The following is a 16,531-nucleotide window of genomic DNA, read 5'->3' on the forward strand; positions in this document are numbered from 1 at the left end:
CGTCGACCTACTCGAGGTAGTCGCGCAGCGACTGCGACCGCGACGGGTGGCGCAGCTTCGCCATCGTCTTCGACTCGATCTGGCGGATGCGCTCGCGCGTCACGCCGAAGGTGTCGCCGATCTGGTCGAGGGTCTTCGGCATGCCGTCGCCGAGTCCGAAGCGCATGCGGATCACGCCCGCCTCGCGCTCGCTCAGCGAGTCGAGCAGCGACTCGAGCTGCTTCTGCAGCATCGTGAAGCCCACCGCGTCGGCCGGGACGACCGCCTCGGTGTCCTCGATCAGGTCGCCGAACTCGCTGTCGCCGTCCTCGCCGAGCGGGGTGTGCAGCGAGATGGGCTCGCGGCCGTACTTCTGGACCTCGATGACCTTCTCGGGGGTCATGTCGAGTTCCTTCGACAGCTCCTCGGGCGTGGGCTCGCGACCCAGGTCCTGCAGCATCTGCCGCTGCACGCGGGCGAGCTTGTTGATGACCTCGACCATGTGCACCGGGATGCGGATGGTGCGGGCCTGGTCGGCCATCGCGCGGGTGATCGCCTGACGGATCCACCACGTCGCGTAGGTCGAGAACTTGAAGCCCTTGGTGTAGTCGAACTTCTCGACCGCACGGATCAAGCCGAGGTTGCCCTCCTGGATCAGGTCGAGGAACTGCATGCCGCGACCCGTGTACCGCTTGGCGAGCGAGACGACGAGACGCAGGTTCGCGCCGAGCAGGTGACTCTTGGCCCGCTGCCCGTCGCGCGCGACCCACTGCAGCTCGCGGCCGAGCTGCGACTTCTTCTCGGCGTCGGACATGTGCGAGAGCTTCTCTTCTGCGAAGAGGCCCGCCTCGATGCGCATCGCGAGCTCGACCTCTTCGGCCGCGTTCAGGAGCGCGACCTTGCCGATCTGCTTGAGGTAGTCCTTGACCGGGTCGGCGGTCGCGCCGGTGATCGTCGTCGAGTAGACGGGGATCTCGTCCTCGTCGTCGGACGCCCGGAGCACGAGGGCACCCGTGGGGTGCGGCTCGGCCGGGATCGGCTTGGCCTCCTCCTCGTCCTCGTCGGCGGCGGCGGCCTCGGCGCCCGGAGCGACCTCGGTCGCGTCGTCGCCGACCTCGGCCGCGTCGGCCTCGAGGTCGGCGGGGTCGATCTCCTCGTCGTCGTCGTCGAGCGCCGCCTGGTCGCCGGCGGCGCCCTTGGCCTTCGCGCCCTTGGCGGTCGCGGTGCGCCGCGTCGTGGAGGCCGTGGCAGCGGCCTTGCCCTTGGTCGGCTTCGCCGCGGCCTTCGTCTTGGATGCGGCGGCGCGCTTCGCCGCCGTGCCGACGGCCTCAGCCGACTCGTCGGTCGGCGCCGTGGTGGCCTTGGTGGCCTTGGTTGCCATGCGTTAGAACCTCTTCCTCACCGTCGCGCGGTCGGTGCCCGAGTTCGGACCCCGGAGATCTGCGTCGCGATCCGGTGATTTCGGACACGATGAGGACCCATGTCAAGTCCGCGAGGAGTGCGGCAAGCGCCGCACCGCGGACCAGAACGGGTCCTTCCCCCTATTATACAGGGCTGCGCGCGTCGACCGTCCCGCGACACCGCCGGATCCGGGGCGCGTCGCACCCGTCTCTGACCACAACGCCGGCGGCCGGGTGCGCATTCCCCCGGCGAGCGTGCGGATCGGCGGTTCAGGCCGAGTCGTCGTCCCGGTTGCGGCGGTGGGCCAGGAACTTCTCGAGCTCGGCGGCGATCTCGTCGGCCGAGGGCACCTCGCCGTCCTCGTCGGTCAGCGGCGAGCGGACGGTCGTGCCCTCCATATAGGCGTCGTGACGCTCCTCGAGGGCGTGCACCAGCTTGGCGAGCTCGCCGTTCTCGGCGACCTGCTCGTCGATGCGGGCGGTGAACTCGCGCCCCTGCTCCCGCAGCGCGTCGGTCGGGAAGATCCGCCCCGTCGAAGCGCTCACGGCCTCGAGCGCCGCGACGGCCGCCGAGGGCCACTCCGCGTCGGAGAGGTAGTGCGGTACCAACAGGACGAAGCCGGTGGTCGGGTGCCCCTGCGCTTGGAGCCGGTACTCGACGAGGTGGAGCGCGTTGGCCGGCACCTGCGTCGTCGGCTTCCACACCGACATGGCCTCGATCAGGTCGTCGCGGTTGCCGCTCACCGTCACGCCGATGGGGCGCGTGTGCGGGACGGGCATCGGGATCGAGTTGATCCACGTCGTCGAACCGATCTCGAACCGCTCGATGAGGCCGAGCACCGCTGCGCCGAACCGCTCCCACTGGAAGTCGGGTTCGAAGCCGGTGAGCAGGAGGAACGGCTGGCCCAGCTCGTCGCGCGCGAGGTCGAGGGAAAGCCGCGGCGGCCGGTAGTCGGTGAGATGGTCGCCGTCGAAGAGGATGATGGGGCGACGCGCCCGGTAGTCGAGGAGCTCGTCGGCGTCGAAGGTCGCGACGACCGTGGTCTCGAGCGTGTCGAGCAGGTACTGGGTGGTCTGCGCCACCGCTCCGCCGGCATCGGCGAACCCCGTGAGGCCCGCGACGAGGGGCAGCCCCGGCGGCACCACGACGTCGGCGTTCAGCTCGTAAAGGGAGCGGGGATCGCGCATACCTCAAGGGTACTGACGCCCCGCGCCCGGGCTGCCGGCAGCGGCACCGCGCCATGATGCCGAGAGCGAACACCTAGCATCGAACGCATGTCCGTTCCCACGATCGCCCTCGCCGACTCCCCCGCCATCGACTCCGACGCCGACGCCGTCGTCCTCGCCGCACGGCGCACCGGCGACGGCCCCGAACTCTTCGCGCCGGCCGGATTCGAGTGGGCGACGGCGGCCCTCTCGGCGCTCGGCGCCAAGGGTTCGGTCGACGAGGTCACGCGTCTCGTGGAGCCCGGTGGATCCGGGCGGATCGTCGTCGTCGCCGGGGTCGGCGAGTCGGCGGATGCCGCGGCGCTGCGTCTCGCGGCCGGCGCGGCGGTGCGCGGCCTCGCGTCGGCGACCTCGATCGCCGTCGCCGTGCCGGTCGAGGATGCCACGGACGCGGGTGCGCTCCTGGAGGGTGCGGCGCTCGGCGCGTACGCCTTCACCGAGTACCGCGAGGGGCCGACCGGTCCGGAGCGCATCACCCTGCACACCGGCCACGACGCCGACGCCGTCCGGCTCGACCGCATCCGCTCGGTCGTGGCGGCCGTCGCGCGCACCAAGGACCTCGTGAACAGGGCACCCAACGACCTCCCGCCCTCGGTGCTCGCCGAGCTCGCAGCCGAGGCGGCGTCGGCCGCGGGCGTGTCCGTCCGGGTGCTCGACGAGCACGCCCTCGCCGCCGAGGGGTTCACGGGCATCCTGTCGGTCGGCAGCGGATCGTCCCGCCCGCCGAGGCTCGTCCGCCTCGAGTACGCCCCCGACGCGGCATCCGTGCACCTCGCCCTCGTCGGCAAGGGCATCACGTTCGACTCGGGCGGGCTCTCGCTGAAGCCCGGTGCCTCGATGGTCGGCATGAAGTCCGACATGGCCGGCGCGGCGGCGGTGCTCTCGGCGATCGTCGCGCTCGCCGACCTGCAGGTGCCGGTGCGGGTCACCGGCTGGCTCTGCCTCGCCGAGAACATGCCGTCCGGGCACGCGGTGCGACCGAACGACGTGCTCCGCATGAAGGGCGGAACGACCGTGGAGGTGCTGAACACCGACGCCGAGGGACGCCTGGTCATGGCCGACGCGCTCGCGGCGGCGAGCGAGGAGCAGCCCGACGCGATCATCGACGTCGCCACGCTCACCGGCGCACAGGTCGTGGCCCTCGGCAACCGCATATCGGGCCTCATGGGCGACGACGATCTCGTCGCCGACGTGCGCAGGGCGGCGGATGACGCGGGCGAGCCGGTCTGGCCGATGCCCCTGCCCGGCGACCTCAAGTCGCTGCTGAAGTCCGACGTCGCCGACCTCGCCAACACGAAGCTCGGCACCGTGGTGCCGGGAATGCTCCTCGCCGGCGTCTTCCTGCAGCAGTTCGTCGGGCGCCGCGAGGGCGAGGACGCGCCGCGGATTCCGTGGGCCCACCTCGACATCGCGGGCCCGTCGTTCAACAGCGGCGCGCCGTGGGGATTCACCGGATCGGGGGCCACGGGAGCGGCCGTCCGCACGCTCGTCCGGCTGGGCGAGCAGCTCGCCGCCAGGTAGTACAGTCGTCTGGGGCGATCGTCGCCCGAGGGCCTGCCCGGCCACGAGCCGACGCAGTTCGTGCCGCTGATCCGATGCGCAAGGGAGATCCGTTTGTCCGAGCAGAACTTTGACCTCGTCGTCCTCGGAGGCGGCAGCGGAGGGTACGCGGCGGCGCTGCGTGCCGTCCAGCTCGGCCTCAGCGTGGCACTCGTCGAGAAGGACAAGCTCGGCGGCACGTGCCTGCACCGCGGATGCATCCCGACGAAGGCGCTGCTCCACGCCGCCGAGGTGGCCGACAACTCCCGCGAGTCGGCGAAGTTCGGCGTGCGCTCGACGTTCGAGGGCATCGACGTCCCCGCGGTGACGAAGTACCGCGAGAGCATCGTCGCGAGCAAGTTCAAGGGCCTGCAGGGCCTCGTCAAGGCGCGCGGCATCACGGTCGTCGAGGGCGAGGGCCGGCTGGTCGGCGCGAACGCCGTGCAGGTCGGCGACCAGCGCCTGGTCGGCACGAACGTCGTGCTCGCCACGGGTTCGTACTCGCGCTCGCTGCCCGGCCTCGAGATCGGCGGCCGCGTGATCACGAGCGAGCAGGCCCTCGAGCTCGACTTCGTCCCGCAGAAGGTCGCGATCCTCGGCGGCGGCGTCATCGGCGTCGAGTTCGCGAGCGTCTGGAAGTCCTTCGGCGCCGACGTCACGATCATCGAGGCGCTCCCCCACCTCGTGCCGAACGAGGAGGAGACGATCTCCAAGCACCTCGAGCGCGCGTTCCGCAAGCGCGGCATCGAGTACAAGCTCGGCGTCCGCTTCCAGGGCGTCACCCAGCACGAGGACGGCGTCGTCATCACGCTCGAGAACGGCGACACGGTCGACGCCGAGCTCCTGCTCGTCGCCGTCGGGCGCGGTCCGGTCACCCAGGGCCTCGGGTACGAGGAGGCCGGGGTCACCGTCGACCGCGGCTTCGTCATCACGAACGAGCGCCTGCAGACCAGCGTGCCCGGCGTGTACGCGGTCGGCGACATCGTCCCCGGCCTGCAGCTCGCGCACCGCGGCTTCCAGCAGGGCATCTTCGTCGCAGAAGAGATCGCGGGCCTGAACCCGATCGTCGTCGACGACGTCAACATCCCCAAGGTCACCTACTGCGAGCCCGAGGTCGCCTCGATCGGCTACAGCGAGGCGAAGGCCGCCGAGAAGTTCGGCGCCGACAAGGTCTCGGCGTACGAGTACAACCTGGCGGGCAACGGCAAGAGCCACATCCTCGAGACCAGCGGGATCATCAAGGTCGTCCGGGTCGAGGACGGCCCCGTGGTGGGCGTGCACATGATCGGCGCTCGCGTCGGCGAGCTCATCGGAGAGGCCCAGCTCGCGGTGAACTGGGAGGCCTACCCCGAGGACATCGCGCCCCTCATCCACGCGCACCCGACCCAGAACGAGGCGCTCGGCGAGGCGTTCCTCAAGCTCGCGGGCAAGCCGCTCCACGCGCTCTGAGCCCGTCCCGCCGAAATCCGACTGCAATAAGCTAGAACGCGTAACGCTGTGAAGGAGACAAGCGCATGAGCGAATCCGTCAGCCTCCCGGCACTCGGCGAGAGTGTCACGGAGGGCACGGTCACCCGCTGGCTGAAGAACGTGGGCGACCGTGTCGAGGTCGACGAGCCGCTGCTCGAGGTCTCGACCGACAAGGTCGACACCGAGATCCCGTCGCCGGTGGCGGGGGTCATCGAGTCGATCCTCGTCCAGGAGGACGAGACCGTCGAGGTGGGCACGCCGCTCGTGACGATCGGCGACGGTTCCGGCGCCGGCGCGGCTCCGGCCGCCGAGGCGCCTGCAGCTGAGGCTGCTCCGGCCCCTGCCGCCGAGGCCGGCCCGCAGGAGGCGCCGGCACCGGCTCCGGCTCCCGAGGCGGCACCGGCGCCCGAGGCCGCCCCGGCTCCCGCTGCCGAGGCGCCCGCGCCCGCTCCTGCGCCGGCACCCGAGGCACCCGCTCCGGCTCCGGCTCCGGCACCCCAGGCAGCGCCGGCACCGCAGGCGGCTCCTGCTCCGGCTCCGGCCCCTGAGGCGGCGCCCGTCGCCCAGGCGGCTCCCGCTCCTGCCCCGGCACCCGCTGCTGCCCCGGCAGCGCCTGCCGCTCCCGCGGCCGAGGCTCCGGCGGCCGGCGGAGCGCACGCCGGAACGTCGGGCTACGTCACGCCGATCGTCCGGAAGCTCGCGAACGAGCAGGGCGTCGACCTCGCGTCCGTCCAGGGCACGGGTGTCGGCGGTCGCATCCGCAAGCAGGACGTCCTCTCCGCGGGCACCCCCGCCCCGGCCGCTGCCGCGGCCGAGGCGAAGCCCGCGCGCCAGCCGCTCGAGACCTCGCCGCTGCGCGGCACGACCCAGCCGATGACGCGCCTGCGCAAGGTCGTCGCCGAGCGCGCGGTCGTCTCGATGCAGTCGACGGCACAGCTCACCTCGGTGGTCGAGGTCGACGTCACTCGCGTGGCGCGCCTGCGCGACCGCGTGAAGGGCGCCTTCCAGGAGAAGACGGGTACGAAGCTCTCGTTCCTGCCGTTCTTCGCGCTCGCCGCGGTCGAGGCGCTCCGCGCCTACCCGATCATCAACTCGACGGTCGACGGCGAGTCGATCGTCTACCCCGAGCGCGAGAACCTGAGCATCGCGGTCGACACCGAGCGCGGCCTGCTCACGCCGGTCGTCCGCGATGCCGGCGAGCTCGACATCGCCGGCCTCGCGCAGCAGATCGCCGATCTCGCCGACCGCACCCGGAACAACCAGCTCAAGCCCGACGAGCTCGCCGGCGGCACGTTCACGCTGACCAACACGGGTTCGCGCGGCGCGCTGTTCGACACACCTGTGGTGTTCCTGCCGCAGACGGCGATCCTCGGCACCGGCGTCGTCGTGAAGCGGCCCGTGGTGATCTCCGAGGACGGGTCGGACGCCATCGCGATCCGCTCGATGGTCTACCTGGCGCTCTCGTACGACCACCGCATCATCGACGGAGCCGACGCCGCTCGGTTCCTCACCGCGGTCAAGGCCCGTCTCGAGGAGGGCGACTTCGAGGGCGACCTCGGCCTCTAGTCGAACCACTCGCGCAAGCGCCAACCGGCCTCGCTCCGCACCAGCAGGAGCGAGGTCGGTTCGCGTTCGCCGCCGACGCTTGGCACGGAGAGGACGACCGCGTCGCCGAGGTCGGCGACGAGCGTGATCGCGTCGAGGTCGGCATCGGATTGTCCGATCGTCGCGCCGGAGTCGATCGCGGCCCGGTCGCGCACCTCGATCGCCGATCCCGGCTGCTCGACCGCCCTGAGACAGTCGACGTCGGCGGAGACGAGGCAGGTCGCCCGGATCTCGAGCAGGGCCGCCGCCGCCGCGACCGGATCGTCCGCCGATCCGACCGGCGGCGCCTCCTCCGACGGTTCGGGAGGCGCGGCAGTCGCGACCCCATCGGCGGGTGCGATGCCGTCGGCGGTCCCATCGACCTCGGCCGACGCCTCCGTTGCGGAGACGTCGGGCCCTGGCTCGGCGCGCACGCCGGCGGCGGACGGTGGAACCATGGTGAGCAGTGCGACGAGCGCGCCGGCGCCCACGAGGCCGCCGGTCAGGAGCGCTCCACGGCGCTGCCGGGCCCACCCGGCCGCACGGCGCGCCAGTGCGGCCCGCGGGTCGCGATCGAGGGAGGCGGCCAGGTCCTCCGCCGCGTCGCCGGGAAGCTGCGCGAGTTCGGCGAGCCGGGTCAGCTCGCGATGGCGGACCTGACGCCCGCCGTCGTGCGCGACGATCGCGGGAGGCGCATCGGCGGGAACCCGTGCGATCGGCGTGGCGCGGGAGGGCACCCCGCGCAGGCGGACCTCCGTCGGCACCCCGGGAAGCGGCAGCGGGTCGGCCGCGGCGAACAGCGCCCGCTCGAGCTCGAGCTCGACGGGAGTGAACGGCCGCGCCTCGAGGGCCCGCCGCGCGATCCCGGCGACGTCGGCGAACCCGCGCGCCTCACGGGTCGACGCGACGACGTCGTCGATCAACCGGAGGAGTGCCGCATGCCCGCCGCGGAGCAGGCCGACACGCTCGGCCGTCGTCGCGGCGGCGTCGAGCCGGGCGAGCGCGCCGAGCCCGATGAGCCGCGGGCGCCCGGTCTCGTCGACGAGGACGTCGGCCGCGGCGAGCCGGGTATGCACCAGTCCGAGTTCGGCCAGTGATCGCACCGCCATGACGACCGGCGCGAGGGCGGTGACCGCCTGGCCGGGAAGGAGATCGCTGCCCGCGAGGAGGCCGGCGAGCGACGGGCCGCTCACGCGCTCGACGATCAGGCAGGCGCGACCGTCGGCCAGCGTGGCGACGTCGAGCAGTGCGGGAGTGGGTCCCGAGCCGTCGTGCTGCATCGACGCGATCTCGGTCGCGATCGCGTCGTCGTCGGTGCCGGGCCCGTACACGCGCATGACCACGAGCGAGTCGGCCGCCGCGGTCGGTTCACCCGGCGCAGGCTCGACCTCGCCGCGGTCGATCGCGGCGAGGTAGACGTCGGCACGGTCTCCTTCGGCGAGCCGCCGGAGGAGACGATACCCGGCCAGTGCCGACTCGACGGCGGCGCCGGCCTCGGCACGGGTCGAGGCGACCGGATGCTCGGCCCCGACCGCGGTGGTGCCGGGGCGGATTCGGAAACGGGGCATGCCCTCAGGCTCGCCCCCGCGGCGGCGCCTCGGGGGTCGATGCGGGGAGGGTGTGGCGAGCCATCCGCCGCCGTCGCCTGTGGAGGAGTGGAGGCGACCTAGACTGGTTCGCATGCTCGACTACGTCGTCGCGGGGCTAAGCGCCAACTCCGTGCCGTACAGCGAGGGCCTCTCCCTCCAGCGCGCCGTCCATCAGGCGGTGGTCTCCGGTGAACGACCGGACACCGTCATCCTCCTCGAACACGATCCGGTCTATACGGCCGGCAAGCGGACCGCCCCCGACGAGCGACCGACCGACGGCACGCCCGTCGTCGACGTCGACCGCGGCGGCAAGATCACCTGGCACGGTCCGGGGCAGCTCGTCGGCTACCCGATCCTGCGCCTCGCCGAGCCGATCGACGTGGTCGGCTACGTCCGCCGACTGGAGGGGGTCCTGATCGACGTCCTCCAGGGGTGCGGCATCGACGGCCGACGGGTCGACGGCCGCTCCGGCGTCTGGATCCTCGGCGACGGCCTCGAGGAGAAGATCGCCGCGATCGGCATCCGCGTCGCCGAGGGCGTGACCATGCACGGGTTCGCCCTCAACTGCTCGAACTCGCTCGCCCCGTACGAGAAGATCGTGGCCTGCGGCATCCGCGACGCCGGGGTCACCACGATGTCGCGCGTGCTCGGCCGCACGGTCGACCCGGCCGACGTCGTGGAGGCCGTGCAGGCGCGACTGGACGCGGAGTTCGCCCCGGTCGCGGGGGTCGCGGCGTGAGCGCCGATCCGGCGGGGCGGCGGATGCTGCGCCTCGAGGTCCGCAACGCCCAGACGCCCATCGAGCGCAAGCCCGAGTGGATCAAGACCCGCGCGCGGATGGGCCCGGAGTACCGGCAGCTGCAGCAGCTCGTGAAGTCCGAGGAGCTGCACACGGTCTGCCAGGAGGCCGGCTGCCCGAACATCTACGAGTGCTGGGAGGACCGCGAGGCGACCTTCCTCATCGGCGGCTCGCAGTGCACGCGCCGGTGCGACTTCTGCCAGATCGACACCGGCAAGCCGGCCGATTACGACATCGACGAGCCGCGCCGCGTCGCCGAGTCGGTCGTCCGCATGCAACTGCGCTACTCGACCGTGACGGGCGTCGCGCGCGACGACCTGCCCGACGAGGGTGCGTGGCTGTACGCCGAGACGATCCGGCAGATCCACGCCCAGTCGCCGGGAACCGGCGTCGAGATCCTCATCCCCGACTTCTCGGGGAACCCCGAGCTGCTCGGCGAGGTCTTCTCGGCGCGACCCGAGGTGTTCGCGCACAACGTCGAGACGGTGCCGCGGATCTTCAAGCGCATCCGCCCGGCGTTCCGGTACGAGCGATCGCTCGACGTGATCACGCAGGGTCGTGACGCGGGGCTGATCACCAAGTCGAACCTGATCCTCGGCATGGGCGAGGAGCGCGCCGAGGTCTCGCAGGCGCTCCGCGACCTGCACGATGCGGGCACCGACATCATCACCATCACGCAGTACCTGCGGCCGAGCCCGCGGCACCTGCCGGTCGCGCGCTGGGTGCGGCCCGAGGAGTTCGTCGAGCTCAAGGCCGAGGCCGAGGAGATCGGGTTCCTGGGCGTCCTCGCGGGACCGCTGGTCCGCTCCTCGTACCGCGCCGGGCGTCTCTGGGCCCAGTCCATGCGGGCGAAGGGTCGGCCGCTGCCCCCCGAGCTCGCGCACCTCGCCGACGAGTCGCTGGGATTCGCCCAGGCCGTGGGCTGACGCGCGCGGAGACGGGCCGTCCGAGCGTCCTGACGCGGTCGGACGGCCCGTCCTCCGCCGGTATCCTTGTCGCATGGCACGAACCAAGGACGCCGGGTCCGCTCCCAAGCCCCCCAAGGAGCCCGGCCGCATGAAGCAGATGTGGCAGGTCTTCCAGATGACCCGCCGCTACGACCCGAGCGCCCAGTGGCTCATGCTCCTCGGCTTCCTGCTGCCCGTCCTGGTGGGTCTCGCGCTCGCCCTCTGGCTGAGCGAGGGCAACGGCTTCACCATCGCGCTCTGGATCGTCTCGGGCGTGCTCGCGGGCCTGTTGATCGCCCTCGTGATCCTCGGTCGCCGGGCCGAGCGCGCGGCGTACTCCCAGATCGACGGCCAGCCCGGCGCGGTCGGCGCGGTCCTCCGCAGCGGGCTGCGCGGCGGATGGGTCGGCAACGAGATGCCCATCGCCGTGAACGGAAAGACGCAGGATGCCATCTACCGGGCGGTCGGCCGCGGCGGTGTCGTGCTGATCAGCGAGGGTCCGCGCTCGCGGACCGACCGCATGCTCGAGGACGAGAAGCGCAAGGTGAGCCGCGTGCTCCCGAACGTGCCCGTGACGACCCTCTCGGTCGGCCATGAGGAGGGCTCGGTCGAGCTCTACCGGCTCCCTGCGACGCTGCGCAAGACCAAGAAGTCGCTGACCAAGCCCGAGGTCCTGGCGGTGAGCAATCGCCTGAACTCGCTCCAGGCGCCGCTGCCGATCCCGAAGGGCATCGACCCCATGAAGGTCCGCCCGCAGCGCGGCAAGATGCGCTGACCCGATCACGACTCCCCCGCGGCATCCGTTCACCTCGAACGGGTGCCGCGGTCGTCTCCGGCCGTGAGATCCGGGGCGGATGCCGCGCGGCGGCTCAGCGCCGGATGAGCACCGTTCCGGCGACCTTGTCGTGGAAGCCGCGCTGGTCGGAGTCCCACACGAGCGCGGGCACGACGACGATGAGCAGGAGGGTCCGGACGACGGGCCGCCAGGGACCGACCCATCCGCCGCGCATCGCGACCACGCGCAGGCCGAGGATCCGATGGCCGATGCTGCCGCCGATCGTGGGAATGAACAGGACCTGCATGAGCGCGAACACCCCGAGCGTCGTCCACGACTGCGCCGGCGATGCGTACGGACCGGCGAGCAGGGCGATCACGTTCGCGATCGCCCAGTCGGCGAACAGGGCGACGATGCGCCGCCCGACGCGTGCGACGGAGCCGACGCCCTCCTCGGGAAGGCCGAGGCGTTCCCCGGGATAACGGCTGGGCGGGATGTCGCCTGAGGCGGGCGCGGGGGCGGGGTCGGGCACCGGACGATTCTACCGATGGCCGATCGTGTAACACGGTGGAAACATTCGCGTCACGGTCGGGAAACTCCGCCCGCGTAGCGTCGCACTCGGTCGAACGACTGCGTCCGCGCCCTCTACCCGCCCTTGGAGCACCGTCACATGTTCAGTGATTCTTCCGAAGTCCTCAAGTTCATCAAGGAGACGGACGTCAAGTTCCTCGACATCCGTTTCACCGACCTCCCGGGTGTGCAGCAGCACTTCAACATCCCGGCCTCCACCGTCGACGAGGACTTCTTCACCGTCGGCCAGCTCTTCGACGGCTCGTCGATCCGCGGCTTCGCGTCGATCCACGAGTCCGACATGCAGCTCATCCCCGACGTCTCGACGGCCTACATCGACCCGTTCCGCGCCGAGCGGACGCTGATCATGGTCTTCGACATCTACAACCCGCGCAACGGCGAGATCTACGCCAAGGACCCGCGCCAGGTCGCCAAGAAGGCCGAGAAGTACCTCGCCTCGACCGGCATCGCCGACACCGCGTACTTCGCCCCCGAGGCCGAGTTCTACATCTTCGACGACGTCCGCTACCAGGTGACGCAGAACGCGAGCTTCTACTCGGTGGACTCCGAGGAGGGCGCCTGGAACTCGGGCCGCGTCGAAGAGGGCGGCAACCTCGGCAACAAGACGCCCTACAAGGGCGGCTACTTCCCGGTCTCCCCCGTCGACAAGCAGGCCGACCTGCGCGACGACATCTCGCTGAAGCTCATCGAGGCCGGTCTCATCCTCGAGCGCGCGCACCACGAGGTGGGCACCGGCGGCCAGGCCGAGATCAACTACCGCTTCGACACGATGGTGCACGCGGCCGACGACATCCTGAAGTTCAAGTACATCGTCAAGAACACCGCCGACCAGTGGGGCAAGACCGCCACGTTCATGCCGAAGCCGCTCTTCGGCGACAACGGCTCGGGCATGCACACGCACCAGTCGCTCTGGAACGAGGGCAAGCCCCTGTTCTACGACGAGGCCGGCTACGGCGGCCTGTCCGACATCGCACGCTGGTACATCGGCGGCATCCTCAAGCACGCTCCGGCGCTGCTCGCCTTCACGAACCCGACGGTGAACTCGTACCACCGCCTCGTGCCGGGCTTCGAGGCCCCCGTCAACCTGGTCTACTCGGCGGGCAACCGCTCGGCGGCCATCCGCATCCCGATCACGGGCACGAACCCCAAGGCCAAGCGCATCGAGTTCCGTGCGCCGGATGCCTCGGGCAACCCGTACCTCGCCTTCGCCGCGCAGCTCATGGCCGGCCTCGACGGCATCAAGAACCGCATCGAGCCGCACGAGCCCGTCGACAAGGACCTCTACGAGCTGCCGCCCGAGGAGGCCAAGACGATCCCCCAGGTGCCGGGCTCGCTCGACGCCGTGCTCGACGCGCTCGAGGCCGACCACGAGTTCCTCCTCGAGGGCGGCGTGTTCACCCGTGAGCTCATCGAGACCTGGATCGACTACAAGCGCGAGAAGGAGCTGAAGCCGCTGGCCCAGCGTCCCCACCCGTTCGAGTTCGAGCTGTACTACGGCGTCTAGACTCTCTCCCCCATCCCCCCAGAGAGCCGAGGGCCCGTGTCGCGATCTGCGACACGGGCCCTCGTGGCGTGTGCGCGAGCGAGCGAGCGGATGCCGCGGCTCAGCCCGTGGTCGGCTCGCGCTTGGGTTCGAGGCCGTAGAAGCCGCGCTCGAACACGGCGCGGGCCCGCCGCGTGACCTGCAGGTAGTCGTGCTCGAGCCGGGTCGCGGAACCCGGCGGGTAGCCCATGATGCGCGCCACGCCCTCGAGCTGCGTGCGCTCCACCGGCAGGACGTCGGTCGTGCGGTCGAGCCAGAGCGTGAGGGCAGAACGGGCCCGGGAGGCGAAGACCCACGCCGCGCGCAGCGTCTCGGCATCGCGGGCGTCCACGAGCTCGGCCGCGACGGACGCGGTGAGCGCGTCGAGCGTCGACGTCGTGCGCAGTGACGGGACGTCGGCCGCGTGCTCGAGCTGGACGAGCTGCACGAACCACTCGACATCGCTCAGCGACCCGCGTCCGAGCTTCAGGTGACGCGTCGGGTCGGCGCCCTGCGGGAGGCGCTCGTTCTCGACGCGGGCCTTGATGCGCTTGACCTCGCGGACTTCGCGCTCGGCGATCTCGGCCGGATAGCGCACGCTGTCGGCCAGCTCGGTGAAGTCCTCGACGAGTGCCGGGTCGCCGGCGACGCCGCGTGCGCGAAGGAGCGCCTGCGCCTCCCAGGTCAGCGACCATCGCGCGTAGTAGGCGCGGTACGCGTCGAGCGAGCGGGCGACCACCCCATTGCGTCCCTCGGGGCGGAGGTCGGCGTCGAGCTCGAACGGCAGGCGCGCGTCCTCGCTGACCCGGACGAGCTCGGACACGATCTTCAGCGCGCGCGAGTGCGCGGCATCGGGTTCGGCCCCCGCGGGGCGATACACGTAGAGGATGTCGGCGTCGGAGCCGATGCCGAGCTCCCGGCCCCCGAAGCGTCCCATCCCGATGACGGCGAACTCGATGCCGTCGTCGCCGCGGCGGATGGCGCGGACGAGCGCGTCGATGTGGGTCTCGACCACGTCGCTCAGGCCGTGGCCGAGCTCCTCGATCGTGCAGACGTCGAGCATCGCCGCGAGCGCGAGGCGGAGCACCTCGCGACGGCGCATCGCACGGAGCACCTTCGCGGCGGGATCGAGCTCGGAGTGGCGGGCGAGCACCGCCGACGCCTCCTCGCGGAGCCCGGCGAGCTGGCGTGGGCGCAGCTCGTCGAGATCCTCCAGCCAGGCGACCGCCTCGGGGATGCGCTCGAGCAGCTCACCCGCGAAGCGGGAGCCCGACAGCACGCGAGTGAGCCGGAGCGCTGCATCGGAGGAGTCCCGGAGCAGGCGCAGGTACCAGTGCGTGGTACCGAGCGTGTCGCTGATCCGTCGGAACGCGAGCAGTCCGTAGTCGGGGTCGGCGCCGTCGGCGAACCACGAGATGAGCACGGGCATGAGGTGGCGCTGGATGGTGGCCCGCCGGGAGACGCCGGCGGTGAGGGCGCCGATGTGGGCGAGCGCGCCTCTCGGATCCACGAAGCCGATCGCCGCGAGCCGCGCGGCGGCCTGCTCGCTGGTCAGCCCGAGCCCGTCGGCGGGCAGCGCCGCCACGGCCGAGAGCAGCGGCCGGTAGAAGAGCCGTTCGTGGAGCCCGCGCACGCGCCGGCGTGTCGCCTGCCACACGGTCGTGAGCTCCTCGGCGCTCCGGGCGAGTCCGGACGCGCGGGCGAGCACCCGGGTCGCGGCCGCGTCGCGCGGCATGAGGTGGGTGCGTCGGAGGCGTGCCAGCTGCAGGCGGTGCTCGAGCACACGGAGCACCCGATAGTCGCGCGAGAACTCGGCCGACTCCTCGCGCCCGACATAGCCGTGCTCGGCGAGTGCGGCGAGGGCGGGCAGCGTGCCGGGCTGGCGGATCGCATCGTCGGTCGCTCCGTGGACGAGTTGCAGCAACTGGACGGTGAACTCGATGTCGCGCAGGCCGCCGGGGCCGAGCTTGAGCTGCACGTCGACCTCGTCGGCCGGGATGTGCTCGGTGACGCGTTCGCGCATGCGCTGCACCGACTCGACGAAGCCCTCGCGGGACGAACTCGCCCACACCTTGGGGGCGACGCCGGCGGCGTACCGGTCGCCGAGGTCGGGGTCGCCCGCGAGCGGGCGCGCCTTCAGCAGGGCCTGGAACTCCCAGCTCTTCGCCCACCGGTCGTAGTACTGCAGGTGCGATTCGAGCGTGCGTACGAGTGCGCCGTCCTTCCCCTCGGGCCGGAGGTTGGGGTCGACCTCCCACAGCGGGGGTTCGATGCCGGGCTCGCCGATGAGCCGCATCGCGGTCATCGCGAGACGGGTGGCGATGTCGAGCGCCCGGGCGGTCGACGCCGCCTCCTCGTCGGCCGACTCGGCGACGAAGATCACGTCGACGTCGCTGACGTAGTTGAGTTCCCGCGCGCCCGCCTTGCCCATGCCGATGATCGCCAGGCGCGTCGCCTCGACCTCCGCGGCGGGGAACCGGCCCGGGGCGGCCGGCTCGCCGTCGGCGCGGCCGACCGTGCGGCGCGCGAGGTGCAGCGCCGCGTCGAGGGCCGCGCCCGCGAGGTCGGCGAGGCCGGCGGCGACGGTGTCGACCGCGGCGACCGCATCGCTGCGCGTGAGGTCCCAGATCGCGATCCGGGCGAGCACGCGGCGGTAGCGCACGCGCAGCGCCCTGGCGCCCGCGTCGGCGAGCGAGGCGAGGGGCCCGTCGACGGATGCCACGGCGTCGACGAGTTCGGCCCGGGCCGCGTCGGCCGACGGCGGTCGCCCGGGCTCGTCGTGGAGCACGGCGAGCTCGTCGGGGTTGCGCAGCAGGAACTCGGCGAGCCCGCGGGACCCGCCGAGGAGGCGCGCGGCGCGGTCGAGCGATGCCGGGTCGTGCAGGACGGCGCGGACGGCCTCGGGGGTGCGCTCGAAGAGCCGCTGCAGCTCGGCGAGCGCCTGGTCGGCGTCGCCGGCGGCCGCGAACGCGTCGAGGAGCGTGTCAGGCACGAGCCCGGCCGCCTCCGCCAGGTCGCTCAGCCGGGCGGCCGCCAGGTCGAGGTCGTCGAACCCGGCGCGCGCGAGCGCGCCGAGCATGGGCACTTGGCGCGTCATCCGACCGGTCTCG

Annotated in this window: 12 protein-coding genes; 7 read left to right on the plus strand and 5 right to left on the minus strand. The window is 72.0% G+C overall.

The genetic code is table 11. From position 1 onward, the window contains the following. Window positions 1–7 precede the first annotated feature (7 nt). Window positions 8–1,360, minus strand: coding sequence for an RNA polymerase sigma factor (locus AC3RKB_RS17615; protein WP_491437593.1), 1,353 nt, complete (start codon window positions 1,358–1,360; stop codon window positions 8–10). Window positions 1,361–1,649: 289 nt separating this feature from the next. After that, window positions 1,650–2,567 carry a proteasome assembly chaperone family protein gene (locus AC3RKB_RS17620; protein WP_491437595.1) on the minus strand — a complete coding sequence of 306 codons (918 nt, stop codon included), beginning with the start codon at window positions 2,565–2,567 and terminating at the stop codon, window positions 1,650–1,652. A gap of 87 nt (window positions 2,568–2,654) precedes the next feature. On the opposite strand from AC3RKB_RS17620, the gene AC3RKB_RS17625 reads away from it, so the two are divergent. From AC3RKB_RS17625 to sucB, 3 genes are all read left to right on the plus strand, one after another. Continuing rightward, complete coding sequence (locus AC3RKB_RS17625; protein WP_491437597.1) at window positions 2,655–4,127, plus strand: leucyl aminopeptidase; 1,473 nt, start codon at window positions 2,655–2,657, stop codon at window positions 4,125–4,127. 93 nt (window positions 4,128–4,220) lie between these two features. Beyond that, a complete protein-coding gene (gene lpdA / locus AC3RKB_RS17630) occupies window positions 4,221–5,594 on the plus strand; it encodes a dihydrolipoyl dehydrogenase (protein ID WP_491437598.1) in 1,374 nt (457 codons plus the stop codon). Window positions 5,595–5,659: 65 nt separating this feature from the next. Next, window positions 5,660–7,180, plus strand: a complete 1,521-nt coding sequence (gene sucB, locus AC3RKB_RS17635) for a 2-oxoglutarate dehydrogenase, E2 component, dihydrolipoamide succinyltransferase (RefSeq protein ID WP_491437600.1) — start codon at window positions 5,660–5,662, stop codon at window positions 7,178–7,180. Here the strand turns inward: sucB and AC3RKB_RS17640 are convergent. Further along, a complete protein-coding gene (locus tag AC3RKB_RS17640) occupies window positions 7,177–8,766 on the minus strand; it encodes a serine/threonine-protein kinase (protein ID WP_491437601.1) in 1,590 nt (529 codons plus the stop codon). The genes sucB and AC3RKB_RS17640 overlap by 4 nt on opposite strands. 112 nt (window positions 8,767–8,878) lie before the next feature. Between AC3RKB_RS17640 and lipB the strand changes: the two genes are divergently transcribed. The 3 genes from lipB to AC3RKB_RS17655 all read left to right on the plus strand — a co-directional run bounded on the left by lipB (window position 8,879) and on the right by AC3RKB_RS17655 (window position 11,308). Then, complete coding sequence (gene lipB / locus AC3RKB_RS17645; protein ID WP_491437603.1) at window positions 8,879–9,526, plus strand: lipoyl(octanoyl) transferase LipB; 648 nt, start codon at window positions 8,879–8,881, stop codon at window positions 9,524–9,526. After that, window positions 9,523–10,512, plus strand: coding sequence for a lipoyl synthase (gene lipA / locus AC3RKB_RS17650; protein WP_491437604.1), 990 nt, complete (start codon window positions 9,523–9,525; stop codon window positions 10,510–10,512). The genes lipB and lipA overlap by 4 nt, the downstream gene beginning before the upstream one ends. Before the next feature lie 73 nt (window positions 10,513–10,585). Beyond that, on the plus strand, window positions 10,586–11,308 hold the full coding sequence (locus tag AC3RKB_RS17655) for a DUF4191 domain-containing protein (RefSeq protein ID WP_491437606.1): 723 nt from the start codon (window positions 10,586–10,588) through the stop codon (window positions 11,306–11,308). A 94-nt stretch (window positions 11,309–11,402) separates the two neighbouring features. Here the strand turns inward: AC3RKB_RS17655 and AC3RKB_RS17660 are convergent, their stop codons facing one another. Further along, the gene (locus AC3RKB_RS17660; protein ID WP_491437607.1) at window positions 11,403–11,840 is read right to left on the minus strand and encodes an RDD family protein; all 438 of its coding nucleotides are present in this window, start codon (window positions 11,838–11,840) and stop codon (window positions 11,403–11,405) included. Between the two features lie 138 nt (window positions 11,841–11,978). On the opposite strand from AC3RKB_RS17660, the gene glnA reads away from it, so the two are divergent. Then, window positions 11,979–13,403 carry a type I glutamate--ammonia ligase gene (gene glnA / locus AC3RKB_RS17665; protein WP_491437609.1) on the plus strand — a complete coding sequence of 475 codons (1,425 nt, stop codon included), beginning with the start codon at window positions 11,979–11,981 and terminating at the stop codon, window positions 13,401–13,403. A gap of 100 nt (window positions 13,404–13,503) precedes the next feature. Here the strand turns inward: glnA and AC3RKB_RS17670 are convergent, their stop codons facing one another. Next, on the minus strand, window positions 13,504–16,518 hold the full coding sequence (locus AC3RKB_RS17670; protein WP_491437611.1) for a bifunctional [glutamine synthetase] adenylyltransferase/[glutamine synthetase]-adenylyl-L-tyrosine phosphorylase: 3,015 nt from the start codon (window positions 16,516–16,518) through the stop codon (window positions 13,504–13,506). Window positions 16,519–16,531 lie beyond the last annotated feature (13 nt).

This window comes from Agromyces capsici, assembly GCF_058349965.1.